Source organism: Knoellia sp. LjRoot47, from assembly GCF_964253435.1.
Classification (GTDB): domain Bacteria; phylum Actinomycetota; class Actinomycetes; order Actinomycetales; family Dermatophilaceae; genus Knoellia.
The window spans coordinates 984,272-1,006,833 of the sequence record NZ_CAXUQS020000001.1; the positions used below are offsets into that span (position 1 = coordinate 984,272).

The 22,562-nt window shown below is 66.8% G+C and carries 21 protein-coding genes, 2 pseudogenes and 1 riboswitch; of the genes and pseudogenes, 9 read left to right on the forward strand and 14 right to left on the reverse strand.

The features are described from left to right. Nucleotides 1–51: 51 nt before the first annotated feature. Entirely contained in the window at nucleotides 52–1,785 is a 1,734-nt protein-coding gene (locus ACSQ11_RS04920) for a DUF222 domain-containing protein (RefSeq protein ID WP_436003619.1), read from the reverse strand. Between the two features lie 225 nt (nucleotides 1,786–2,010). Between ACSQ11_RS04920 and ACSQ11_RS04925 the strand changes: the two genes are divergently transcribed. Next, nucleotides 2,011–2,466: an SRPBCC domain-containing protein gene (locus tag ACSQ11_RS04925; RefSeq protein WP_436003621.1), complete on the forward strand. Its 456-nt coding sequence runs from the start codon at nucleotides 2,011–2,013 to the stop codon at nucleotides 2,464–2,466. A gap of 18 nt (nucleotides 2,467–2,484) precedes the next feature. On the opposite strand, the gene ACSQ11_RS04930 is transcribed toward ACSQ11_RS04925, so the two are convergent. Genes ACSQ11_RS04930 through ACSQ11_RS04950 form a run of 5 tightly spaced genes read right to left on the reverse strand, consistent with a single transcriptional unit; the run spans nucleotide 2,485 to nucleotide 5,286 of the window. After that, nucleotides 2,485–3,141 (reverse strand): DNA-3-methyladenine glycosylase family protein, encoded by a 657-nt coding sequence (locus ACSQ11_RS04930; protein WP_436003623.1) that lies wholly within the window; start codon nucleotides 3,139–3,141, stop codon nucleotides 2,485–2,487. A gap of 5 nt (nucleotides 3,142–3,146) precedes the next feature. Then, complete coding sequence (locus tag ACSQ11_RS04935) at nucleotides 3,147–4,103, reverse strand: SDR family NAD(P)-dependent oxidoreductase (protein ID WP_436003625.1); 957 nt, start codon at nucleotides 4,101–4,103, stop codon at nucleotides 3,147–3,149. A gap of 54 nt (nucleotides 4,104–4,157) precedes the next feature. Beyond that, on the reverse strand, nucleotides 4,158–4,538 hold the full coding sequence (locus ACSQ11_RS04940; protein ID WP_436003627.1) for a hypothetical protein: 381 nt from the start codon (nucleotides 4,536–4,538) through the stop codon (nucleotides 4,158–4,160). 11 nt (nucleotides 4,539–4,549) lie between these two features. Further along, on the reverse strand, nucleotides 4,550–4,918 hold the full coding sequence (locus ACSQ11_RS04945) for a hypothetical protein (RefSeq protein ID WP_436003629.1): 369 nt from the start codon (nucleotides 4,916–4,918) through the stop codon (nucleotides 4,550–4,552). An 8-nt stretch (nucleotides 4,919–4,926) separates the two neighbouring features. Next, entirely contained in the window at nucleotides 4,927–5,286 is a 360-nt protein-coding gene (locus ACSQ11_RS04950; protein ID WP_436003631.1) for a hypothetical protein, read from the reverse strand. 143 nt (nucleotides 5,287–5,429) lie between these two features. On the opposite strand from ACSQ11_RS04950, the gene ACSQ11_RS04955 reads away from it, so the two are divergent. Together ACSQ11_RS04955 and ACSQ11_RS04960 are read left to right on the forward strand one after the other, a co-directional pair. Further along, nucleotides 5,430–6,494, forward strand: coding sequence for an LLM class flavin-dependent oxidoreductase (locus tag ACSQ11_RS04955; RefSeq protein ID WP_436003633.1), 1,065 nt, complete (start codon nucleotides 5,430–5,432; stop codon nucleotides 6,492–6,494). Continuing rightward, the gene (locus ACSQ11_RS04960; RefSeq protein ID WP_436003635.1) at nucleotides 6,491–6,976 is read left to right on the forward strand and encodes a hypothetical protein; all 486 of its coding nucleotides are present in this window, start codon (nucleotides 6,491–6,493) and stop codon (nucleotides 6,974–6,976) included. The genes ACSQ11_RS04955 and ACSQ11_RS04960 overlap by 4 nt, the downstream gene beginning before the upstream one ends. Before the next feature lie 23 nt (nucleotides 6,977–6,999). Here ACSQ11_RS04960 and ACSQ11_RS04965 read toward each other — a convergent pair whose 3' ends face one another. Then, nucleotides 7,000–7,911, reverse strand: a complete 912-nt coding sequence (locus ACSQ11_RS04965; protein ID WP_436003637.1) for a GNAT family N-acetyltransferase — start codon at nucleotides 7,909–7,911, stop codon at nucleotides 7,000–7,002. A gap of 88 nt (nucleotides 7,912–7,999) precedes the next feature. On the opposite strand from ACSQ11_RS04965, the gene ACSQ11_RS04970 reads away from it, so the two are divergent. Continuing rightward, entirely contained in the window at nucleotides 8,000–8,467 is a 468-nt protein-coding gene (locus ACSQ11_RS04970) for a hypothetical protein (protein ID WP_436003639.1), read from the forward strand. A 43-nt stretch (nucleotides 8,468–8,510) separates the two neighbouring features. Here ACSQ11_RS04970 and ACSQ11_RS04975 read toward each other — a convergent pair. After that, nucleotides 8,511–9,179 (reverse strand): annotated as a pseudogene (locus tag ACSQ11_RS04975) (DUF5701 family protein). Nucleotides 9,180–9,234: 55 nt separating this feature from the next. Then, nucleotides 9,235–9,759: a pyridoxamine 5'-phosphate oxidase family protein gene (locus ACSQ11_RS04980; RefSeq protein WP_436003641.1), complete on the reverse strand. Its 525-nt coding sequence runs from the start codon at nucleotides 9,757–9,759 to the stop codon at nucleotides 9,235–9,237. Nucleotides 9,760–9,886: 127 nt separating this feature from the next. Between ACSQ11_RS04980 and ACSQ11_RS04985 the strand changes: the two genes are divergently transcribed. Further along, on the forward strand, nucleotides 9,887–10,426 hold the full coding sequence (locus tag ACSQ11_RS04985; RefSeq protein WP_436003643.1) for a hypothetical protein: 540 nt from the start codon (nucleotides 9,887–9,889) through the stop codon (nucleotides 10,424–10,426). A gap of 107 nt (nucleotides 10,427–10,533) precedes the next feature. Here ACSQ11_RS04985 and ACSQ11_RS04990 read toward each other — a convergent pair whose 3' ends face one another. The 3 genes and pseudogenes from ACSQ11_RS04990 to ACSQ11_RS05000 form a co-directional block, all read right to left on the reverse strand. Continuing rightward, nucleotides 10,534–11,499 carry a hypothetical protein gene (locus ACSQ11_RS04990; protein ID WP_436003645.1) on the reverse strand — a complete coding sequence of 322 codons (966 nt, stop codon included), beginning with the start codon at nucleotides 11,497–11,499 and terminating at the stop codon, nucleotides 10,534–10,536. A gap of 39 nt (nucleotides 11,500–11,538) precedes the next feature. Continuing rightward, nucleotides 11,539–12,153 (reverse strand): annotated as a pseudogene (locus tag ACSQ11_RS04995) (DUF6345 domain-containing protein); the annotation flags it as partial. Nucleotides 12,154–12,567: 414 nt separating this feature from the next. After that, nucleotides 12,568–13,131 carry a hypothetical protein gene (locus tag ACSQ11_RS05000; protein ID WP_436003647.1) on the reverse strand — a complete coding sequence of 188 codons (564 nt, stop codon included), beginning with the start codon at nucleotides 13,129–13,131 and terminating at the stop codon, nucleotides 12,568–12,570. Nucleotides 13,132–13,294: 163 nt separating this feature from the next. On the opposite strand from ACSQ11_RS05000, the gene ACSQ11_RS05005 reads away from it, so the two are divergent. Continuing rightward, the gene (locus ACSQ11_RS05005; protein ID WP_436003649.1) at nucleotides 13,295–15,649 is read left to right on the forward strand and encodes a DNA-methyltransferase; all 2,355 of its coding nucleotides are present in this window, start codon (nucleotides 13,295–13,297) and stop codon (nucleotides 15,647–15,649) included. Between the two features lie 24 nt (nucleotides 15,650–15,673). Here ACSQ11_RS05005 and ACSQ11_RS05010 read toward each other — a convergent pair whose 3' ends face one another. Beyond that, the gene (locus ACSQ11_RS05010; protein WP_436003651.1) at nucleotides 15,674–16,762 is read right to left on the reverse strand and encodes a hypothetical protein; all 1,089 of its coding nucleotides are present in this window, start codon (nucleotides 16,760–16,762) and stop codon (nucleotides 15,674–15,676) included. Nucleotides 16,763–16,831: 69 nt separating this feature from the next. Continuing rightward, the gene (locus ACSQ11_RS05015) at nucleotides 16,832–17,140 is read right to left on the reverse strand and encodes a hypothetical protein (RefSeq protein ID WP_436003653.1); all 309 of its coding nucleotides are present in this window, start codon (nucleotides 17,138–17,140) and stop codon (nucleotides 16,832–16,834) included. Nucleotides 17,141–17,770: 630 nt separating this feature from the next. Continuing rightward, a riboswitch (SAM riboswitch) is annotated at nucleotides 17,771–17,879 on the forward strand. A 38-nt stretch (nucleotides 17,880–17,917) separates the two neighbouring features. Here ACSQ11_RS05015 and ACSQ11_RS05020 point away from each other — a divergent pair. From ACSQ11_RS05020 to ACSQ11_RS05030, 3 genes are all read left to right on the forward strand, one after another. Further along, nucleotides 17,918–18,349, forward strand: coding sequence for a hypothetical protein (locus tag ACSQ11_RS05020; protein ID WP_436003655.1), 432 nt, complete (start codon nucleotides 17,918–17,920; stop codon nucleotides 18,347–18,349). Beyond that, nucleotides 18,346–18,780, forward strand: coding sequence for a cyclic-phosphate processing receiver domain-containing protein (locus ACSQ11_RS05025; RefSeq protein ID WP_436003657.1), 435 nt, complete (start codon nucleotides 18,346–18,348; stop codon nucleotides 18,778–18,780). The genes ACSQ11_RS05020 and ACSQ11_RS05025 overlap by 4 nt, the downstream gene beginning before the upstream one ends. Before the next feature lie 1,111 nt (nucleotides 18,781–19,891). Then, a complete protein-coding gene (locus ACSQ11_RS05030) occupies nucleotides 19,892–22,396 on the forward strand; it encodes a DUF4268 domain-containing protein (RefSeq protein ID WP_436003659.1) in 2,505 nt (834 codons plus the stop codon). Nucleotides 22,397–22,562 lie beyond the last annotated feature (166 nt).

Below are 22,562 nucleotides of genomic sequence, written 5' to 3' on the forward strand. Positions count from 1 at the left end.
CCCGCAGGCCGCTCCCGGCGCCCCCGTGCATCGAGAGCGGTCGGCGGGTCGTCATGCTGCGGCAGGCTCCGGCAGCTCGTGCAGACTGCCCGGGCCCCACACGTCGGCGTCATGAATCGCCTCGAGCTCATCGATCGCGTCGTCGTCGAAGACCCAGATGTCATCCCAGGGATCGCGGCTCCCCACGTCGAGGGCGCGGCGTCGCCGCTCGGTGTCACGCCGTCGGTCGTCTCGTCGCCGCTCGGCCTCTCGCCGCAGTGTCGCGAGCCGCCCGGGCAGGGCCAGGTCGTAGCTCCCGGGCGTGCATTCCCAGGTGACGGACCTGCCGTCCTCGTCGGGTGGATGGACCGTGGCGACGAGCCGCTGGTCGTGGACGTGGGTGTGGTGTCGCTGGCACAGCAGGGCTGCGTTGGACAGGTCGGAACGTCCGCCGTCGGCCCAGTGCACGACGTGGTGGGCACGAGCCCACGACGCCGGCGCGTCGCACCCCGGCCAGGTGCAGCCGCCGTCGCGGTGGGTCAGTGCTCGCCGTTGCCCGCGGGTGAAGAGCCGGGCCGCTCGACCGACGTCGAGCACCTCACCGGCACTGCCGAGCACCACCGGGATGATGTCGGCGTCGCAGGCCAGCCGTCGGATGTCCCCGGCGTTGAGGATCGTGCCGGATGCCGTGGAGCCCAGCACCGTGCCGAAGGCTGACGTCGACGCGCACCCTTGCACCGAGCCCGCGGACGGGGTGCTGCCGGGCAGAGCGCTGCCGGGCCATGTGCTGCCGGACAGGGCGAGCAGGCGGACGAGGTCGGTGAGTCCCATCGTCACGTGGAGCGCTGTCGGCGCCCCCGCCGGAGCGGACTCCTCGCCGTCGCGCGCGGCGTGCCCGGTGACGATCGACAGGAGCGCCTCGGCGCGTCGCTGACCGGTGGACCGCGGGTCGAAGACACCCGTGGTCGGGTCGGGCACAGGCTTGGCGAGGGGCCCGAGGGCCGCCTCGAGGGCTGCGGACTGCTCGGGCGTGAGGCCCATGCGGTACTCGGTGATGTCGCCCTCGGCGACCTGGGGCTGGGACAGGTGGGCGGCGCTGCGCAGCCGGCGCTGCTGGTCCTCGAGCTCACCGTCGAGGCCGTACTCCGCCAGCAGGCGCGTGCGCACCTGCCTGACCTTGCCGACGCCGCACAGCACGCCGTGGTCGAGCATCGCCGTGGCCACCGTCGGGATCGCCTCAGGGCGGAGCCGGTCGGCCAGGCGCGCCATCTCGGTGAGCACCGAGCGGGCCAGTGGCAAGCCGACCTCGCCGGTGAGGACCCGCGCCCAGACCACGCCCTCGGCTCGCTCCGGGTCGGCGAACACACCCGCGCGCGGCCCCGTCGTCGACCACTGACCGGCCGGCGTGCAGTGGGCGACCTCGACCGCGAAGGACGCGAGCTGCCCGGCGCCAGCCTGACGCAGCGACGGCGCGTGCTCGATCACCCACTCGTGCGCGGACCCTGCTCCCCGGCGAGCCGAGACGAACTCGCCGCGGTGCGCCGCCTCGGTCGTCACGAGCACCTGGGTCGCCGCGGCCTCGGATCGGACCGCGTCGGCCAGCCCCAGCACCTCGGCCAGCTCGGCGCCGCTGAGCTGCGGCAGGACGTCACGCACGGCGGTCAGCGCCGCCCGGGCGGACTCGAGGGTCTCGACGGCAGCGGGGCGGCAGCTCGGTCCCGACGCCGGTTCAGCGCTGAGCCCGAGGCCCGACACGACGGACTCGGCGCGGGACTCGCGCTCGCCGTCCGTCACCTCTCGATCCATACCTCATTCTGTCGAACGCACGTTCGAATGTCAAGCACACGGAACCAGCTGTGGACAACGAATTCGACTGAGCGGCAGGCGAACTCACGCGATCGGCGACGCACGGCATACCCGCTTGCGACAGCCTACGACCGGGCACCGACACGTGGCCTCGACCCACGTGCGTCGGCCCTTTCCTGCAGTCACTCCTCGCGCGAGACGGCCCGTTCGGGCCACACTGGGAAGGTGCTTCCCCGGGACCACGCCCCATCGTCCGACGTCGACGGCGCCATCGTCTGCACGCAGCAGGTCGAGGCCGATCCGGTCCATGCCTTCGAGGTGTTCACGGAGCGGCTGGGCGACTGGTGGGACCCGAGGCTGACCGCGGACCCGTCGACGTTCGAGGGCGCCGACGTCGAGGAGGTCGAGGGAGGCGCGGTCGTCCTGCACCACGACGGAGAGGACTACCCGATCGGGCAGGTCACCGAGTGGACGACGGGCGAGCGCTTCTCGATGACGTTCCACCTGTCGCTGCCGCGCGACCACCCGACCGAGCTCGTCGTCGACTTCGAGCCGGTCGACGACGGCACGCTCGTCACGCTCACCCACGACGGCTGGAACCCCGACAACGTCGCGCGGCGGAGCAAGTTCAGCGAGTGGCCCCACCTGCTGGCGCGGTTCGCGGCGGTCGCCGAGGACTGACCGGAGCGACCCACCGGCCTACGGCCGCAGGTCGACGGTGGTCTCGCGACGTCCCCTTCGGACGAGGTAGCCGTTCCACAGCAGCCGCGCCGCGGTCGACCGGTGCGGGCGCCACTGCTCGCCGAGCTCCTCGAGCACCTCGCCCACCGGCACCTCCGCGAGACCCAGCCGTTCGCCGACAGCCACCTGGAGCGCGCGGTCGCCGATGGGCCAGACGTCGGGGCGGTCGAGGCAGGCGAGCAGGTAGGCCTCGGCGGTCCAGCGCCCGATGCCCGGCAGCGCGGTGAGCGCCGCGGCCACCTCGTCGTCGGGGAGGCCGGCCAACCCGTCGAGGTCGAGCTCGCCGGTGTCCACCGCGGTCGCGAGCGCCCGCAGGTAGCGGTCCTTCTGGCGCGAGACGCCGTCCTCGCGCAGCTGCTCGGGGGTGGTCGCGAGCAGCGCGGTCGGGGTCATGGCGCCGGCGCGGTCGCGCACCCGGCCGTAGGCCGCCGCCGCCGAGGCGAGCGAGACCTGCTGCTCGAGGATGAGCAGCACGAGGCTGGGGAACCCCGGCGGCCGCCACCAGCGTTCGGGCACCCCGTGGTCGTCGAGCTCGGCGGCGAGGTCCGGGTGCAGCGCCGCGACCTCGCGGACGTGCTGCTCCCACGTCGCGTGGTCGACCGTGCCCGGGCCCACGGTCGTCAGGACCTCAGCCCGGTCGCGTCGGCGACCCACTGCCACATGCGCCGGCGCTCGTCGGACGTCGCGGCGTTGCGGCCGAAGTACGCCGTGGGCCGCTCCCGCCGGTCCATCCAGAGACCGCCACCGCGCGGCCGCGGCTGCGCGGCGACGAGCCAGGTCGTCGTGTCGGCGCCCTGGTCGGCGTCGCGCAGGACGGGTCCCATGACCTTGTCGAACGTGGGCAGCGACTCGGTCACGCCGGGGGTCGCGGCCCAGCCGGGGTGCATGACGTAGACCGCGACGCCCGCCCTGGCCCAGCGGACCGTGAGGATGTCGAGGAGCTCGACCTGGGTGCGCTTGCTCCGTGCGTATGCCGTGGGCGGCGCGTAGGAGCCGCGCGTGTAGTCCGGGTCGTCGACGGGGAGCGCCTGGGCGTACATGCCGCCGGACGTGACGAGCACGACGCGAGCCTCGCGCCCCTCCAGCTTGGGAAGGAGCAGGTCGGTGAGCAGCACCGGACCGAGGACGTGGATCGACATCGAGAGCTCGTGGCCCTGGGGCGACTCGGTGCGCTCGGCGGGCATGGCACCGGCGTTGTGGACGACGGCGTCGAGCGGTGGCGCGTCGGCGAGCATCGTTGCGGCACAGTCGCGCACGCTGTCGAGGTCACCGAGGTCGCAGACCCAGGTCGTCGACGGGCCGGGCAGCTCGCGCGCGACGTCGGCGGCCTTGTCGGCGTTGCGCACGACGAGGTGGACGTGGGCTCCCAGGGCGCTCAGCTGGTGGGCCGTGGCGGTGCCGAGTCCGGAGGTCGCACCCGTGACCACGACGTGCTTGCCCGCCAGGGACCCGGGCGCCGGGTCGGCCGGCCACGTCGGGAGGCGACGGCGGACGGCATACCCGATCTTGGAGAAGCCCGGCACGACGGTGCGGTCGAGCGCGGAGTCGACGAGGTTCGCGAGGGGGCGCAGAGGCATGCCTCGACCCTACGGCGCGGGTCCGACCGCGCCGCGGGGTCGAGGCAGGGAACCTCAGGTGTAGAAGCCCACCCAGCCGGTGGACTTGTGGAAGGTGTTCGCGCCACCGGTGAGGAGCATCTGCGCCGCGCGGTCCTCGGGGATCGCGAGGTTGCCGGTGCAGTCCCGGGGGTTCGAGCGCGTCACCCGGAGGTGGTGCGCGTGGCTGCCGTCGGTGAGGCGCATGTCGGCGTCGGCATAGGCGCCGGCGGCCGTGGACCTCAGGGTCAGGCACAGCGTGTCGACCGAGTCGTCCCAGCTCAGGGTCGAGTGCAGGTTGCCGGCAGGGCCCGTGAGGCTGATGGTGCGGTCTGCCGCCTGCGCCGGTGCGGCGACGCCGACCGCGACGAGCGTGGCTGCGACGGCGCCGAGACCGGCGAGCGTGGTGCGGTTCATCCGTCCCCCGATCACGTGTAGAAGGTCGTGTCCTTGGACGGGCGGCCGGGATAGCTGAGGTTCATCCAGAAGAGGCGGTCCTCGGCGACCGACATGTTGCCGGTGCAGTTCGTCGACTTGCCGAAGCCGGCGTCCTGCGCCTGGTCGAAGGTGCCGCCGCCCGACGGGCCGATCTTGACGACTGCCATCTGGCCCGCGACGTAGCTGCGGACGCAGAGGTTGTCGGTGAGGTCGTCGTACCAGGCCTTGGCGAGGACCTTGGTGCCGGCGGCGTTGTAGATCCGCAGGACCTTGTCGTTGGCCTGCGCCGGTCCGGCGGTGGCGGTGGCGGCAGCCAGGGCGAGGCCGGCGATGGCGGTGCTCGTGATGATGCGCTTCATGACTCTCCTCAGGTCCAGAACGTGCCGTCGGTGCTGCGGTTGACGTCGCCGACGATGACGAAGGCGCGCTTGTCCTCGGGGATCGCGAGGTTGCCGGTGCAGTTGGGGGTGCTGTCGAGACCCGAGTCGGAGACCGACCTCGGGCCCCAGTCCTGGTCGAGCAGGGTGATCGTCGCGGTCATCTTGCGTCCCTTGACGAGGCTGATGACGCAGAGGTTGTCGTGGCTGTCGTCCCACGTGGCCCTGGCGATGAGGGCGCCGGTGCTGCTCCGGAGCGGGATGGTGGCGTCGGCGGCCGAGGCCGGCGTGGCGGCGGCCAGGGTGACGCCGACTCCGAGGACGCTCGCGGCGGCGAGGAGGCGTTTCATGAATGGTCCCTTCGTGGTGGTCCGACGGGGTTCGTGGACGGGATGGATGCTCACGGGTGGCGGTGCGGATGCACTGCGGATCGGCTGCGGAACCGCTGCGGTGCCTCCGCAGTGGTGCGTTCGCAGCACTACCCTCGGGAGGCATGACGGACACCGCCTCGTCCACGTCGATCGAGCTGGGACTCGACACGTTCGGCGACATCGCGCTGGGACCCGACGGGCAGCCGCTTCCGGCCGCCGTCGTCATCCGCGAGGTCCTCGCCGAGGGTCAGCTCGCGGACTCGCTCGGGCTCGACTTCTTCGGGGTGGGTGAGCACCACCGCCCGGACTACGCGATCTCGGCGCCCGACACGCTCCTCGCCGGCTTGGCCACCACGACCTCGACGATCCGGCTCGGGACGTCAGTGACGGTGCTGTCGTCGGATGACCCGATCCGCGTGTTCCAGAGGTTCTCGACGGTGGACGCGCTCTCCGGTGGTCGGGCAGAGATCTGCGTCGGGCGTGGGTCGTTCATCGAGTCGTTCCCGCTGTTCGGACTCTCGCTCGACGACTACGAGGTGCTGTTCTCGGAGAAGCTCGACCTGCTGGCGAAAGTGTTGCAGGAGAACGCGTTCGAGTGGTCGGGCACGACCCGGCCACCGGTGCGGACCTCTGGTCCCGTGATGCCGCCGACCGAGTCCGGAGCCCTGCGCACCTGGGTGGGGGTGGGCGGGACGCCGGCATCGGTCGTGCGCGCGGCGCAGTACGGGATGCCCGTCGTCATCGCGATCATCGGCGGGTCGGCGTCCCCGTTCGCCCCGTTGGCGGACCTCTATCGCCGTGCCTGTGCCGAGTTCGGGCACGCCGGGCTCCCCGTGGGTGTGCACTCGCCCGGGCACGTGGCCGAGACGGACGAGCAGGCGGTCGAGGAGTACCTCCCGCACTTCATCGAGCAGATGCGCAAGCTCGGCCGCGAGCGCGGGTGGGCGCCGATGACCGAGGAGGCGGCACGGGCGCAGGTCGGCCCGCAGGGCGCGGCCTACTGCGGCTCGCCGGAGACCGTGGCGCAGAAGATCGTCGCGACCTGCCGCACGCTCGGTGCGACGCGGTTCCAGTTCAAGTACTCCAACGGCCGCCTTCCGCACGACCTGCGGATGAGCTCGATCCGGCTGTTCGGCGAGCAGGTCGCGCCGCGGGTGCGCGAGCTCCTCGCCGCCGACGGGGCATGACCCGGCTCGAGGTCGTCGACCACTGCCGGCTGCTGCTGCGCGGGGTCCAGGTCATGCACGAGCAGGGCCTGGAGCTCACACGCATCATCCCCGGGATGGCACCGTCGGGCCTCTACTGGCGGCTCACCATCGTCGCCGCCCCGTCCCTTGACCCCGCCGACCCGCTCGGACGCACCGTCCTCACCGGCTCCGACGCGCTCTCGTGGACCTCGGGCGACAGCCCTCAGTTCGCCGGGCTCGTCACGAGCTCGCACACGACGAGAGACGACATCGCCGAGATCGTGACCGAGCGCCTCGGCGAGCGGGCGCTCGGAGGCGAGGACCCGGCATACGCCGCGTGGTATGCCGGCCTGCTCGCTGCCAGCGAAGCGGCCGGGACCGTGCCCGTCGCCTTCTCGGACGCGTGGGAGCCGCACGGGTGGACGATCGGGTTCGGTGGGCCGGAGTTCGAGCCCCCGCCACCTCCGGTGGGTTCACGGTAGGTCCGCGGTGGACGCTCGCTCGGTCAGGGGCGGATCTCGAGGATGATCTCGCCGTCCTCGTCGAGCTGACCCGTCGGAGTGAAGCCGAGCTCGGCGTAGAGGTGGGCCGCGGCGGTGTTGTCGGGGTGGTGGGTGAGCCGGGTGACCCAGTGGCCCGGCTGGTCCGCCAGCCACGCCATGAGGGCGATCATCGCCGCGCGCCCGAGGCCGCGCCCTTGGAAGGCCTGGTCGATGACGAGGCCGCCGATCCAGTGCGCCTCGTCGTCGTCGAGGCCCCACATCGCGTGCCCGACGACGGTGTCGCCCTCGTAGATGCCGAGCGAGCTCCACGGCCCGGGGCGCTCGGTCATGAGGAGGTAGCCCGCGGCCATGGGGTGGACGAAGTCGCGCTGCGAGTCCTTGGGCCGGACGTCCCCGACCTCGCGCCAGTCCTCGGCCACCGGGCGCAGGCTCACGGTGAGCCCGTGGTCCGGCTGGCCGTCGGGGAGAGTGATCTCCTCGGGCTCGGGCACGGAGGCGACACTGGTCCAGCCCTGGTTCTCGAGGCGGAGGTGGCCGATCGTCACGGCGTTGCTGTTGCCGTCGAGGTCGGGCAGCGACTGCATCTCCGAGACCCAACAGCCGGTGAGCTGGTAGGTGAGCACGAGCCGCCCTGCCTCGTCGTGCACGTGGATGTCGAGGTCCATGTGCGACGCGAGCTCACCGCGCGCGGCCCAGGCGACGAAGTCGGAGTCGTGGCTCGCGCCGTGCTCGAGGGCGATGGCCTCCGAGACCGGGCCGTCCTTCGGCGGGGCGTCGCCGACCACGACCGCGGTCGTGCGCTTGACGACGGTCAGGCTGGAGAAGCCGGCCACCTCGCGGCCCCCGCCGCGGACAGTGAACATGAAGGAGCCGTACGGCTCCGAGCGACCGGCGCCCTCGGGGTCGACGCTCATGCCCACCTCCCAGGGGGTCTCAGGTGCCCTGTCTCGAACGCTACCCGCGCGTTCTTGAGCCCGTGGCCGAATGGGAGGACGCTGGGGTATGGGTGTCGTCGAGTTCGAGCTGGCGCGCATCGTGCACGCCCCGGTGGCGGACGTCTTCGCCCGGCTCGCGGACATCGACGGCCACAACACGTGGATGCCGCAGCGGGGCAGCATCCTGCACCACACCGAGAAGACATCGCCCGGTCCGCCCGGCCTCGGCACGACGTACCTCGACCAGCAGCTGTTCGGCTGGACGCCGGGGGAGATCTCGGAGTTCGACCCACCGACGCTGCTCGTCTACCACTGGTGGGACAAGACGCGGCGCGGCAAGGTCACCGTCGAGGGCTGGCCCGGATACCGGCTCGAGGCCAAGGGCGACCACACGACGCTCGTCCACCACACGGCCCGGCTCGTGACCTACGGCGCCTATCGCGTGGCGACGCCGGTGCTGCACTGGATCGCGGTGCGCGAGCGCACCGCCACGCTCGACGCCCTCGAGACGTCGTTCGGGCACCACCACCACTGAGGGGGCGAGCGCCGAGCGCCGAACGGCGAACGCCGAGCGCGGGTCAGCTGCGGGTGGCGCAGGACGCGATGCCGAGCCACGTGTGCCGGTTGCCCCACCAGCACCAGCCGAGCTTGGGCGCGCCGGCTCGAGCGCGGCCGTCACGGCCGGTGCCGTTGCTGATCCACAGGGCAGGGGTGCGCGCGTCGAAGCCGCCCTTGGGCTTGCGCAGCCGCTACCCGATCGTCATGAAGCAGTGGTTGCGCTCGAGGATCGCGGGGTTCTGGATCGCCCAGTGGAGGCCCTCCTCGAGGGTCAGCGGCGATCGGCCGGCCGCCACCATGTCGGGGAGCGCCTCGGCCGGAGTGCGGTTGCGGTGGGCGTCGCCGCGGTCGAGCCCGTCGACGACGTAGGCGCCGTCGGGTCGGTTCGCCTCCGCGATCGGGAGGAAGTCGTCGACGTCGGTCATGTCCTCGACGACGAAGCCCTCCTTGCCGTCGAGTCGCAGCAGGGCGGCGAGGGCCGATGAGGGCGCAGGGGTGACGAGCAGGCCTGTGTCAGAGGCGTGTGCGCGCTCTCGCAGATCTGCCGCGGTGAGGCCGGCGAGGTCGTGCACCCCCAGCTCCACGAGTCGTCGGGCCTGGTCGGAGGGTGAGGGCAGCGGCGCGAGAGGCATGAGGGACTCAACGGCCCGCGGAGGTGGCGGGTTCCCGCGGAGGTGGGCGGACGGCATACGGGCGCGTTTGTGGGCCGTCTCGCAGGGGGTCGGCTGGAGGAGTGTCTTTGCGTCAGAACGTGAAGCGCGTGCAGTCCGTCGGGAAGGTGAACCACGCCATCGCCCGGTGCGGCGTGATGACCCGCAGGCCGCCGCCGTCCTTGCCGGACCACGAGTCGGGGCCGGGGGAGTAGCCGCTCGCCTTGTACTTGGTGAAGGCGTCGGACAGGCGCTGGCCCAGGTCGTCGGCGTCGGCCATGGTGGACATGGACTCGCCTTCGACGATGACGACCTCGGTTCCGCTCTCGAGCGTCAGCGTGACCGCGGGGTTGAGCTCGACATTGCGCGTATGCCGTGTGCTCGGCGCTCCGTCGTACCAGAACCTGCCGTCGAGCCAGACTCCCCAGCGGGGCACGGAGTGCGGGGTGCCGTCGGGCCGGACGCTGCTGAGCCAGTAGTGCAGCGACTCGACCAGCCGGGGCTCCACGTCTGCCCACGACAGCTGGCCCTCGGCGGTCGTGGGGATGCCGTATCCGTCGGGGATGACCGGGCGATCGGCGGTGGGCTCAGCGGTGGGCTGGGGTGCGATGGCGTCCATGGCGAGACGCTACGCCGGTCGTCGGACAACCTGCATTGGTCGGAGCATCAGCACCACACGCCCAAGGGCTGGGCGCGTCCGGTCGTGAACCGGCGTCCGTGGGGGCGCGCATGTGTAACTTCCTCACATGCGAACTTCCCGGGAGACAATTCTTCTCACCACAGCCGTCCTGATGCTCACCGCGTGCGGTGGCGCCGACAAGGAGGAACCGGGCACCGCCCCGACGCCGGCACCCACAACGATCAGCGCCCCAGCCACCGCCTCCCCCGGGCCGTCGGTGGCCCCGACGCCCCCTGAGGACGCCACCGCCGTCGCGAACCGAGTGAAGACCGGGGTGGCGTCGGTGACCAAGATCGTCACCATCACCGAGGACAACGACCCGAACGACAAGATCGGGCGACCCGGCGGCTACGTGTCAGCGGCCACCCTCTACGACTCCGGCGCCGAGTGCACCGAGCTGGGCGCCGAGTGTGGCGCGACCGTGGAGGTCTGGGCGGATGCGACCCAGGCCAAGCAGAGGTCGGAGTTCATCCTCGAGGCGCTCAAGGCTGCCAACGGCGTGCTGGGCGAGGAGTACCACTACATGGACGGCCCCGTCCTGCTCCGTGTCGCCGGTGCGGTCAAGCCGTCGGTCGCGAAGCAGTACGAGGCTGCCTTCACCGGCTGAGAGCCGACGCCCCGGCACGTTGGGGCTGGGTGCCGCACGTCCGCCCGGGTCGCTCCCCTGACAGCGACTCGGGCGGACGGCATACGGCGCTCCCGTGACGACAGACGTCACTCTCCCTTGGAGCGTCCCCTCACCACGACACCCGGCTCGAGCCGACCGCCGCCGTAGCCCGCCTCGGCGAGCGCCTTGGGGTGTGCGAGCGGGAGGTACTGGCCGAAGCGCACCGTCACCGTCTCGTCCTTGCCGACCTCGACGCCGCTGACCGATCCCTCGACCATGAGCGCCGGTGCGGCGAACGTCTGCACGACGTCGGCCGGCAGTGCCAGCAGCCCGAACGTCGCTGCCGTGATCGTGATCCGGCCCTCGCCGTCACGGATGCCCTTGCCCGACCAGCTTTGCCGGAGCAGCCCGGAGAACGCCTCGTCGAGCGACTGGGTCGCGACCTCGCCGGTCGTCTCGATGCCGCGGTTGACGTGGAACATCCGCGCGAGCGCCGGTGTGGCGCCGTCGTCCTCGGGGTCGAAGTGCAGGTTCGTCTTCGCGCCGGGACCGATGGGCGGCAGGCCTTGGACGGCATACGCGAGACGGAGGGTGGCACGTCCGGGACCGGAGTCCTCCTCCTTGCCGTCCTCGTTGAGGCGAGCCCACTGGCCGAGGGTGACGTCGAGTCCGGAGTACTCGGCGCGGATGCCGACCTGGTGCCGGACCTCGAGACCGTGCTGGCTCAGGCGCTTGCTCGCGTCGTCGGAGAGCCGGTAGGTGCCGTCGTCGTCGCGCTCGACGCCCTCCCAGCGACGGCTCTCATCCTCGTATGCCGTGAGCCGCTCGGTGTTGCGCGCCCGGACCGCGCCGCTCGCGGCGAAGACCTCGACCTGGCCGCAGCTGCTGCCGATGGCGTAGCCGTGGGGGACCTGGGCGGTGCCGCGGACGTCGATGTTGAGGACCTTGGCGATGGCCCTGGTGGTCTCGTCGTGCTCCTTGAGGCAGGGCGAGACGTGGGTCGCGACCGGGCTGGTGCGCGGGATGTCGGGGAGGTCGACCTTGAAGTCGATCTCGTTGAATGTCAGTGGCATGGCTGGTTCCTTGGGTCTCGGGCGCAGGCTGGGGCGCGGTCAGCAGGTGCCGCGCGCGGTCCAGAAGGACCGGTTGCTCACGGGGTCGGTGGTCTCGGCGGCGCGCAGCCGCTCGTTGTAGGTGGGGGCGCCGGGGGCCTCGGCCCGCAGGTAGGCCCACTGCACGTTGCTGCCCTCGACGATCTCGTTGGCCTCGGCCCACGCCTCGCGGACCGGCATGTCGATCTTGAAGAGCCAGCTCAGCGGGCCGTAGAAGAACCACGCGGCGTACATCGCGAACCACTGACCGCGGGCGTTCTGGCCGCCGCCGGAGTAGCTGCTGTTGTGGAAGCCGAGCATGTAGTGGAGGCGCTGGAACGCGGGGATCCAGCGGCCCACTGAGTTGTCGGAGCCGTGGTGCAGCAGGTCGCACGCGTGCGTCGCGAAGATCTCGAGGTCGTTCTTGCCGAAGTCGACCGCCTCGCTCGTGTCGACGCTGCCGCCCCAGACGAGGAACCCGTCCTGCCAGCCGTGCGAGCTCATCTGCATCGCGTCGACCTGGTCGCTGCGCTGCGTCGTGCTCGCGGTGGTGACGAAGTCGGACTCCTTGACGTCGCTCTCGCAGTGGTTCTGGGTCCAGTCGAACTCGGCGAGGCCGCCGAGTGTCGAGGCGAACCCCTCAGCCTCGAGCCCGGCGCCCGTCGATGTTGTCGCGGATCCACCACGACCCCACGTACTTGGCCATGTCGTGCTCCCTTGCGTTCCCCCGCGCCGTCACGGTGTCGGCTACAGGGGGAAGGAGGCGACGTATGCCGTCCAGATACATTTCACCGGCCACCAGAGCCGGATTTTCCCCTACACCTAGAGCGGCAAGTGTGGCGACTGTGGCCAGCTTGGGAATCTACAGAGCCTCCGCAGGGAAGCGCGTCCTAGGTTCGAACGGCTGCCCAATGCTGCCCCTTGAAGACCCCTACCTACCCCACTTATGGCCCGCTGGTGGCCCAATGGCTCCTGCCGTAAGCACGTAGTCTTCGTGACCAGTGGACCCAGTTGAATCGCGTTTCCGTGGTGACGGGCTCGAGATGCAGATCAGGTTGGGCGCGACCTCTCCGGGTAATCGCAATGGATCCGTGGAACCTCCACCCAACTGAGGGCGTGTCGCAGGCGTTCCTCGAACGTCCCGCCGTGGTAGCGCTCGTGTATAGGGCTCGTGTGTTGCCGCCAACGTGACGGATGTCTGGGCGCGCCGCCAATCTGGCCGATGACCGAATGACCGCCGAGGAGCAAGCCTCGATACGCGGCACCGGTCAACTGTGCCCAGTCTCCGCGGCTCCACCCTGGGGGGTTAGCTGTTCCCCAGGCCACGATCACCGCTTCAGCCGTGGCGGCTGCCGCGCTTAGGCGGCGCTGGACGGAGGCGGTGTCCACGTCATCAGCGAGGCCCGCTAAGAAGTGGGTTGACTTCGTGGGTACCTCGATCAGATTCTCCACCTTGACTGTGGCGTGCCCAAGAATGGTGGCCAGCACGGCCACGTTCTTCCATGAGACCGTGTCGGAAGGTTCCTTCAGTGGAGGGTTGCACAGAACGGCCAAGAGACCACCAGCACCGGCGCGTTCGGTGAGCCAGCTAGGGAAGGCGTCGTCGTTCATCACGAGGAGATCCTGTCCGAACCCGCGCCGGTCGACTGGAAGGGGGTATGTGGAGGGCAGTGTCGGTGGAGATGCGCTCGTCCACAACCATCCGTCGCGGACCTCGTTTTCCACAGTCGGCGCTCAGGGTCACTCTCGTGTCGGCGGCTTAACCTAAAGTTGCGGCATGTCCACGTCACTCCCCGTCGAGATGGTCCATCGGATCGATGACCCGCATCCCTTTGAGTGTCTGCTCGCGGAGCTGACGGGTATCCCCGGAACGTTGTCGCGGGAAGTTGAGAAAAGCCTCAATGTGGTCTTGGCTCAGTTGGGCCCTGTCGGAGACCTCGATAGAGAAGGAATTGCGGCGGAGTTCTACGGTCGTTTGAACCAGAAAATGGGTTCGAATAAGGAAACGATCAGCGCACTGTATGCAGAATGCGCCGCGGCTGGGATCACCTTCAACTCCCCGAGGAAGCGTCGACTCGAATGGGCAATCAATACGAATAATCCGAAGGGGCTGGTGAGCGAGTTGACGTCGCGGGGAGTCAGCCCGGAGGTCATTCGTCGGGTTATGGCCGCAATTGCGCCGGTGACCCATGCGGAGACGAGGCAACTGCTGCTCGGTGAGGCGACTGACCCAACGAAGTTGCGGAAACAGCCTGATCGCGACGTCGCGAACGACGTGTTCAATGCGGCTGCAGGCCCCCTTGTCTGGTCGATATGGAAACCGGCAGACCTGGCCACTGTCTTTACCGAATCTCCGATGCCGTTCTCTGGCGTTTACATGAACGATCTGCGCTCCTTCAAGCCGGAGATGTTTGAACGGCGACGGAGCCTTGTGGTCCGGCAAGTACAACCAAGCCCTGGGGAGGCGTACCAAGACATCCGGGGGAGGTTGACGCAGTGGATTGCTGACGAATTCGAGGCGCTTGACAACTACGGCTTTCTGGCCCTCGTAATCGAAGTTGGGGTTGGAGTCGAGGCTCAGGCTTGGGAACTCGCATCCGATTTGCCCTTGTTTGCCGAACGGTTCAGGGAAGAGCCGCTCAAACAAATGTTCTTTCGCTCCAAGGATGTGGAGCGGGAGACGCTTGGTCACGTTACGAAGATCGACGAGGCTGAAGCTCATTTTGAGTTGCTTAATGAGGGATTCACCTATCGGGACACTTTTGTATTGCACGACGAAGCGGATCAAGTCCGCAGGCTGGTGCTGGTCCTACAGAAGAATCGGCGGGACGAGACCAAGCTGCCGTGTCCTGGCTGTCGTAGTGACAATATCGGTGGCAATTCGTACCCAAGTTTCGGAGTCAAGAGCTGGGAGTGCGCAAACCCGCTCTGCACTGACCGCAGCATCTATAACCGGGGCAAGCGCTACGATTTCCGTTCTCTGCTCAAGGTGGAAGGTATTGAGGTCGATGGCAACCAGATTTCCGTCGAAAGTGTACGGCGATGGCAACGCGATGTCCTCCCTTTCCTCTCTGATGGGGAGATAATCGACACGCTACTTGCGCACTATTCAATGCGAGGTGATGTTGTAGTCCTGTTGGATACCAAGGCGCTGGCCTCGAAAGCTCTCGGTCGTGAGGTCCGCAGTGGGGAGGAGCCGGACACCGCGAGCCATCGTTTGGACTTCTGGGACTCCGCCTTCTTCCGCAGGTTTTTGCCCATCACCACCCCGGGCGTAGGTTGCATGCCCCTCCCGACATCAGGCGTCGGGGCGAAGGCGAGTCTCGGTACGAACCAGTCCAGTTGGTGCGTCCTCGAGGGCGACGCGATCGACGTTCTAAGCGAGATCCCAGACGACACTTTTGACCGGTCCATCACGTCGCCTCCGTATTACAACGCACGCGAGTATTCGCAGTGGCCGAACCTTTATGCCTACATGCATGACATGTACCGGATCGGCGAACAGGTTTTCCGAACACTTAAGCCGGGCGGATTATACGTTTACAACATCTTTGACTACTTCGATAACGACAGGGTCGTCACCTTCAGCGATATGGGCAAGAAGCGCTTGCTGCTATCCGCGCTCATGGTCGACACGTTTCGTCGAATTGGATTTAGCTACCTTGGCTCAGCCGTATGGGACAAGGGCGATATTCAGGGGAAGCGTGGATTCAATGCCGGAAACTTCGCGCCCTTCTATCAGTCGCCCTTCAACTGCTGGGAACACGTCTTGGTCGTGCAGAAGCCGATGTCGGGACCCGCGAGTGGGGCGCAGAGAAGTTTCCTGCCCGGCATTAATCAAGCCCTCCGGATTCATCCAGTGGTGAAAATGCTTCGTGGGCAAAACATTCTTGGCCATACGGCGCCCTACCCTTCGGAGCTTGTGACCGCTCTGCTTGCTGGCCTCCCGGTTGACTCCCTCGTCCTGGACCCCTTCGCTGGGTCTGGTACAACGGCTCGTGCGGCAATCAGTGCCGGACACCGGGCAGTTCTAATCGAACGAGACTCCACCTATGCCGACCTTAGTCGTCGTCTGACGCGGGAGCATGCAGCCAGCATGGCGGAGGAGCGAACTAAGGAGACCCTGTTCTGATTGGTCCAAGCTCCTGGCCCAGCCTCATGGGCCATCGGGTATCGCCCGGAGTCTGGCGGCTCCCCGAGTTGGGATGCGGCGAACTAACTTGCCCTTGATCCCCGCCGTCGGCATAGTTCCAAACTCGACGTCGTCGAACAGGGCAACCACGGACTGCCGCTGACTTCGTAGAGTCCATGCCAGCATGTCGTGACCGCGTGGCGCGAAGTTGATCCAGCCGTTCGCAACTGGCCAGATCGCGATGTCTGTCGTGGGGCGATCCCCCAGCGGATATACGAAGGGGATCGCGCCAACGGGGTGTTCAAAATATCGAATGACGTCCTCTTGGGGCACCTTGGCAAGAAAGCAATGGATGGCATCGCCGGGAACGTTTGCGGCGTGAAGGGTTGCGCCCGCAGGAATCGTCTCGTCGGAACTGAAGCGACGCGTGATGGCTCCGTCACCCCAGACAAGGAGATCGTAGGCCTCAGTCTCGTGCGCAATTGTGTAGTGGCCTTCTCGCTTGAGCCAGATCGCCATCGCCCAAGCTTCCTGAAAGCGAATGTCCGACATGGTCATGCCGTAGAGCCTGCAGAGCCTGGCCAGATCTTGGAGGGAGACGGGTCTAACTTCAAGGAGAATCCACATTAGTGCCTGTTGGGCTGGCAGGAGGGTACGTCCGGCACGCGCAACGTGGGACTTGCGCTTCGCTACGTTGTGTCTCCGGCAACGGAGGGTCATGTTCGAGAGGTAGTCTGCGTCTCGCGGATCCGGGTAGGTTTCGCGGCCCTCAATGTGGTCCGCCTGAAGGTCCAGCCTCGTCCCGCAGTCAACGCAGCGCCCTGTCATGGAATAGAGCCATGTTCGGACGTGGGACCAGAATGATTGACCTGTGTTCAGCGTGGCGTGGTTGTCTTTGAAGCCATAGAGAGTGGCACTTGAGGAGGCTATCTGAGTGCCTACCTGGGGTGGGTTCAGTTCACCCAGCACGGTTGTCGTGATTTCACGCCACGTGACGACGCCGTCGTCAACGAGATTTTCCGCCATTTCGCGCCACCTCGCTTCGTCCCATGAGGCGTCGTGAAGGCCATGAGCATTCTCGGCGATTCCTTCCTCTGCGGGCTCATCGGTCACGTGGCTAATCCTTCTTTTGGCTTGAGGAGTTACAAGTTGCTCACAGTGGCCACGGGAAATGGCGCCCGCCTACATTCGATCGATCCAGGTGTCTTCCTCGCGGTCGTCCCATGACGACCACGCCCTGAGCGAAGTGGGGGGTTGGGTTGGCTTTAGTTGCGCGAGAGCCTGGTCCGCCTCAGCGCTGGTCAGCGAGCGTAGTGAAGCCACTTGGCGCGCAACTGCGGCTTCGATGGCGGCCTGGCGGGCATCCATGGACCGAAGTCCCATGCCGTCAAGTACCAACCGAAGTTGACTGACTTGCGCATCGGTGACCGGGCCTTTGGCGGATGGCTCAGGAGCAAAGGTTTCGGGCTGCTGCGAGAGGAGTTCCGACACGGCATCATGTTACGGGGGAACCGCAGGTTGGTGACGTCATCTCGAGATTCTTGCGGCGTCGGCCGCCGAGGACGGTGCGACAGCGCCGCCCGCAGGCGCCTCGCCGGCGAAGCCGGCGCCTTGATCTGATAGAGGTCAATTCGGCAGTGAGGCCGATGCCGCGCGGCACCTTGAACTCAGAGGAGCCTGGATCGACGGGGAGGACATGATGGCTATGGAGGTACTAGTGAAGGTCGCGAGGGATCGCGACTCTTACGTTGTCTGGTCCTTCGACATGGACTGGCCGAAGGCTTGAGGTGCCCGGATCGACGTGGAAGATCTGGCGTCGGCCGAGGCCTTCGAGCTCGCAGATCAGCGAGGGATTGCCTTTATCGGTTCAGAGCCAAGCCCGGGTTGGGGCGGTTGGGACGACTCGCAGGGTCTGCAAGTTGGTGATCTTGGGGAGATTCACAGGGCCGGGCTCCAAACGATGCTTGAGCGGCTGGAGGAAGATCCCGATGCGGACGTCAGCGACCTACTAGGTTCCATCGATTCCGATGACGGCGATGAGTAGCCCCGCGTGGTGACGGGCTGTCGACGCTTACCGCAGTTCCGAACTGCGTTGTCAGTCGACGGCGATACAGTTCGAACGCTTCAGAGTGACATCGACAAGCACCTGGCTTGATGTCCAGCAACCTCCTCCGCGGAGGTGCTCCAGGGAAAGAGCTGGCTCGCCCATTCGGGCAGGCAAATGCGGATCTCCACGAGTATCGAGGGGTCCTCGTCCTAGGAGGTTCGTTGTCTGAGTCGTTGCACTCCCCGCAGGTCCAAGTGGCCGTGATCGTTCGGAACGCTGAGCGAGTAGTCGCCGAACTCGACCGAGATGACGTCCTGATGGCGCACGGCTACGCCTTGACGCTGATCTCGCAGGCGACAGAGCTGGCCAATGACCTTGAGCTGAAGGTTCGACAACTTCCTCCTGCCGAGCATGAGCGTGCCAATCCTTACCGCCACGTACCTCTGCACGGGGTCACGACGCAGGAAGCAGTGGCCCGGCTGACCACAGAGGACCTCCTGACCTCATGCCGCTACACGAATTGGACGCACGAACACCGAGCGAACCCCATGGCGCGATGGTGGGTGAGTAAGCACATGTCGATCCTCGTTCTCGAGCTCAAGAGACGTGGCCTTGACGAGGACGCATGGCGCGACGGACCCCGCTCCGAATGACCCGCTCGCCGTCGGTGCTGCTCGTTGATGACGTGCGCGATTTCCGCGACCGGAGACCCGCCGCTATTGCTCGCTCATCAAGGGAGGCGATGACCTGGCTACGCCGTCGCGGTGATTCCACGATCGCTGTGATATGGCTCGACTTCGATCTGCAAGGCGGGGATACCGCGCAGCCCATTGTGGACTACCTCGTTGACGAGGCAGCATCGGGCACCCCAGTCGCGGTTGCTCCCATCGAGGTGCACAGTTCAAACGCCAGAGCGGGGCGTCGGATCTACGACGATCTCCGCAGCGCCGGCTATAACGTGCATCGAAACTTCGCGGCCAAGCTTTGGACGCACCAACGCCACCCTGAACGCGGTTGGCGAACTGTCCCCAACGCCAGCCGGACGATGCGAACCAAGGCGCCTACGGCGGAGTCTTTGCAGTGACCAGAAGGCGCGGGCCCCTTAGGTAACCGGCTGCGATGCCGATACGGAACATGGCCACACGGGTCTGATGACTCGAGCTCTGAGAAACCGGCACGGCGTGGGCTTGCGCAGGCCAGCCACGCGCGTTCATCCCCGTCCTCGTCCTCAGCGCATGCGACCCAGCCTCGCGGACGGGGAAGACCGGAGCAACGGTCTACCGCAGGTGACCTGCCGGCGGCTCTTCGCCCAAAGGGTGGTCGTCTCAGGACGAGAGACCTTCAAGACTTGGTAAAGGATCCGGTTCCAACTGGATGCACTGCATGACCCGCTGCGCAATGGCTGTGGAGGAACACGCCTCCGCGGATGCAAGGGGACACCATGCACACCATTGTCAGCACGCTCGTCGCCGCTCCCGGTGACACCACCAACCTCCAGGCTGGATCAAGGAGAACATCATCCCGTTGCTCCTCCTGCTTGTCGCAGTGATGCTCTTCGTCGTCGCCCAACGAGGTGACAACGCGGAAGTTATGCGCGTCGTAGGTGGCGTCGTTATCGCTCTCACGGTCCTTGGTCTCGCTACCAGCGGCAACGCGGGCGAGGTCGGCACCTGGCTCGCCAGCCTGGCGACGGGTTGAGTCATGTGACTGCCCGTCGACGACGAGATCTACAACGTCAACTCGGTCTGGCTTGGCCCGCCCGGTCGCACCCTGCCGTTTCGCGCGCGATACGTCTGTGTGCCGTGGGGGCGGTCGTGCTTGTTCTGCTTCAGGGCACTTAGCGCCGCCTCGGCATCGGCCTCGGCTTCTTCGTCCTGAGCTACAGCGTCCTCGCGACCGTCGGGATCACGCGGGGCATCCTCGTGTTAGTCGATCCCCCGTATTCTCGACACTGCGCGCGCTTTCCAGCGACATCAGTGCTCCACGCGCCGACACGAGCCTTGATCGCGCCACCTTCCACGCCCGCCTCGGAGCGCCCTGTCCCGGGCGAGTGCTGTGCAAATGAAGGACGGCGTTGACACAGTGAGTTCGAGCCTGTCATCTCATCGACTCACCTCGCCACTGCAGCGTTAGCTCAGCGACAGGCCCGCACGCAATGCAGTATGGGTTGAGTGGAGACGAACGTACGAACGCCTATGCAAATCTTCAGCCTGCCGCAGCAGCTGGAGGTGCCGCTGTTTCAGCGTCCGTACGTGTGGGACGAGGGCGATCAGTGGGAGCCGCTTTGGGAGGACATCCGTCGACTGACGGAGATGCGACTCGCCAGCCCGGGGACGCTGGCAACTCACTTCCTTGGCGCGGTGGTGGTTCAGGCACACGAGGGTGCCATCGGCACCCTGAGCAAGAGCAACATCATCGACGGTCAGCAACGACTTACCACGCTTCAACTACTGATGGACGCTGCAGGCGCGGTCCTCGAGTCGGCTGGCTTCGACGGCCTTGCGGGCCAGCTCGAGAGCTTGACGCACAACCAGGCGAACTTCGTCGCCTCTCAGTCATCCCGCCTAAAGATCCGGCATACGAATCGTGATCAAGCCGCGTTTGATGAGGTCATGGGCGCGGATCCACCCATCGATCACGGATCGCTTCGCCATAGCGGGTCCCGCATCGTCCGGGCCCACGGCTATTTCACAGCCGTGGTCTCGGCATGGTTGGGCGACGGCGAAGAGCAAGCGACACGGGCTCAGGCCCTGGTTGGCTCACTCACAAGCGGTCTGCAACTCGTCGCAATCAACCTGACCGCAGCCGAGAACTCGCAGGAGATCTTCGAGACCTTGAACGCGCGCGGCACGCCGCTCACCGCCGCAGACCTCATCAAGAACTTCGTGTTCCAACGGCTCACTGCCGAGGGTGCAGACACAAAAACGGCGTACGCCGAACAGTGGCCCTTCGACACCAAGTTCTGGGAGTCGAGCGTCAGCGTGGGCCGGTACAACATCAGCCGAGGTTCGCTCTTCTTGAATCAATGGCTGGTCTCTCAACTGGGAGAAGAGATCGGACCCCAGCAAACCTTCTCGCGGTTCAAGGCCTATGTCACGCATGAGAGCGCAGTGCCGATGCACGATCTGCTGCTGCTGATCAAGGACCAGGCAGACCGGTACCAGGCCTGGTCTCATGCCGCCGACGACCCTGACAGGCAACTGTCCACGGTCGAGATGGCCATGTACCGGATGAACGCCAACGATGTGCACCTCCTCAAGCCGATCCTGATTTGGCTGCACTCGCGAGGCCTGTCCAAGTCGGAGATCGACGCCGTCGTCATGTCATGCGAGAGCTGGATCACGAGACGCATGCTCCTTCGGCTCACATCGTCCGATCTTGGGCGCGTTGTCGCTGACATCATCGCGCTGCATCGCGATGCCCCGGCGGACGAGCTTGCCGATCGAGTGACCAATCATCTGAGCCGACTCAACGTCGTCAGTACGTATTGGCCGGGCGATGCGGAAATACGTGAGGCATTGCGGGGAGAACTGGCGTATCGAAGGTTCAAAAGAGGGCGGCTACGCATGTTCCTCGAGGCCATCGAGAACGACTTTCGTCGTGGGTCGAATCAGCCGCAGGTCCCGCGACGTGGCTACCCCATCGAACATGTCATGCCGCAGAAGTGGTCGAGTCATTGGCCGGTCGAGAGTAACGAGGCTGAACTCACGCGAGCAGACCACATCCATCGACTCGGGAATCTGACCCTGCTGACGACCTCCCTCAACTCAACCGTGTCGAACTCGGGGTGGCCCACCAAACGAAATGCCCTCCGTAACCACGACACCTTGCTTCTGAACAGCCGGATGCTCGCCGAAGTGGGCAACGACGAATGGTCCGAAGAGGCCATCGACCGTCGAACGGAGCAACTCATTGATGAATTGCTCAAGATCTGGCCCGTGCCGGCTGGGCACAGCGGAACGGTGGTGGACCCACATCAACGATCATCCTCTGGCCCTGAGATGCGGGAGCTGGTCACCGCCGGTGTCCTTCCCGAGGGGACGGAACTGACACCACGGCCGGGGAATTGGGAGTCGCCCCGCGCAGTGGTGCGGGCTGACGGCAAGCTGCTGCTCGACGGGAAGGTCTTCGACTCGCCGTCCGGGGCAGGCAAACACCTCAGAGGAGGGGCCACGAACGGCTGGCACTTCTGGCGCCTACCGGACGGCCGCAAACTCGTGGAACTCCGCGCCGCCACGTCAGCCGTTGTTCTGACGCCAAGGATGCGCGCTTACCAGGACTTCTGGGGCGACCTCCTCGCCACGCTGACTGAGCGGCACCCCGGATGGACGCAAGCGACGACCCCCCCGGCTCAGTCGTGGATCACTCTGCCGTTTGGCTCCTCGACTATTTGGTACGGCATGGCTTTCACCAGCAAGGGGGCCCGGGTTGAGTTGTTCTTCGGCGGTCCCGACGCCGACGCCAACACCTTGGCTTTCGAACAGTTCGTCGCCAAGGGCGGGCCCCTCGTTGCTGAGTTCGGAGACTCCCTTCACTTCGACCCTCTCCCCGAAAACAAGTCATCAAGGATTTCGGTGGACCGACTGGGTCCTGATGTGGAAGACGAAGCCTCTCGTGAGGACACCCTCAATTGGTTCATCGAGACGATGGCTCGATTCCGGCCACTCACCCAGCACATTCGTTCGGAGATCCAGTCCTGAAGCCGACGAATGCAGCCGTGACCCGTGCGTGCAACGACCACTAGGAGGGCCATGACCCGACTCAGCAGACGACCCCATGACGTAGCCGCGGTGCGGGCTTTCCTCATCGACGTGGCTGGTTCGGACCCGTCTCGACCATTGCCCACATATGGCGATGTCGCGAGTG

Bases quoted from the DNA above. Each gene is read 5' to 3' on its own strand.
- ACSQ11_RS04920 (WP_436003619.1), bottom strand. From the start codon at position 1,785: ATGGATCGAGAGGTGACGGACGGCGAGCGCGAGTCCCGCGCCGAGTCC.
- ACSQ11_RS04935 (WP_436003625.1), bottom strand. From the start codon at position 4,103: ATGCCTCTGCGCCCCCTCGCGAACCTCGTCGACTCCGCGCTCGACCGC.
- ACSQ11_RS04940 (WP_436003627.1), bottom strand. From the start codon at position 4,538: ATGAACCGCACCACGCTCGCCGGTCTCGGCGCCGTCGCAGCCACGCTC.
- ACSQ11_RS04945 (WP_436003629.1), bottom strand. From the start codon at position 4,918: ATGAAGCGCATCATCACGAGCACCGCCATCGCCGGCCTCGCCCTGGCT.
- ACSQ11_RS04950 (WP_436003631.1), bottom strand. From the start codon at position 5,286: ATGAAACGCCTCCTCGCCGCCGCGAGCGTCCTCGGAGTCGGCGTCACC.
- ACSQ11_RS04955 (WP_436003633.1), top strand. From the start codon at position 5,430: ATGACGGACACCGCCTCGTCCACGTCGATCGAGCTGGGACTCGACACG.
- ACSQ11_RS04960 (WP_436003635.1), top strand. From the start codon at position 6,491: ATGACCCGGCTCGAGGTCGTCGACCACTGCCGGCTGCTGCTGCGCGGG.
- ACSQ11_RS04965 (WP_436003637.1), bottom strand. From the start codon at position 7,911: ATGAGCGTCGACCCCGAGGGCGCCGGTCGCTCGGAGCCGTACGGCTCC.
- ACSQ11_RS04970 (WP_436003639.1), top strand. From the start codon at position 8,000: ATGGGTGTCGTCGAGTTCGAGCTGGCGCGCATCGTGCACGCCCCGGTG.
- ACSQ11_RS04980 (WP_436003641.1), bottom strand. From the start codon at position 9,759: ATGGACGCCATCGCACCCCAGCCCACCGCTGAGCCCACCGCCGATCGC.
- ACSQ11_RS04985 (WP_436003643.1), top strand. From the start codon at position 9,887: ATGCGAACTTCCCGGGAGACAATTCTTCTCACCACAGCCGTCCTGATG.
- ACSQ11_RS04990 (WP_436003645.1), bottom strand. From the start codon at position 11,499: ATGCCACTGACATTCAACGAGATCGACTTCAAGGTCGACCTCCCCGAC.
- ACSQ11_RS05005 (WP_436003649.1), top strand. From the start codon at position 13,295: ATGTCCACGTCACTCCCCGTCGAGATGGTCCATCGGATCGATGACCCG.
- ACSQ11_RS05025 (WP_436003657.1), top strand. From the start codon at position 18,346: ATGACCCGCTCGCCGTCGGTGCTGCTCGTTGATGACGTGCGCGATTTC.
- ACSQ11_RS05030 (WP_436003659.1), top strand. From the start codon at position 19,892: ATGCAAATCTTCAGCCTGCCGCAGCAGCTGGAGGTGCCGCTGTTTCAG.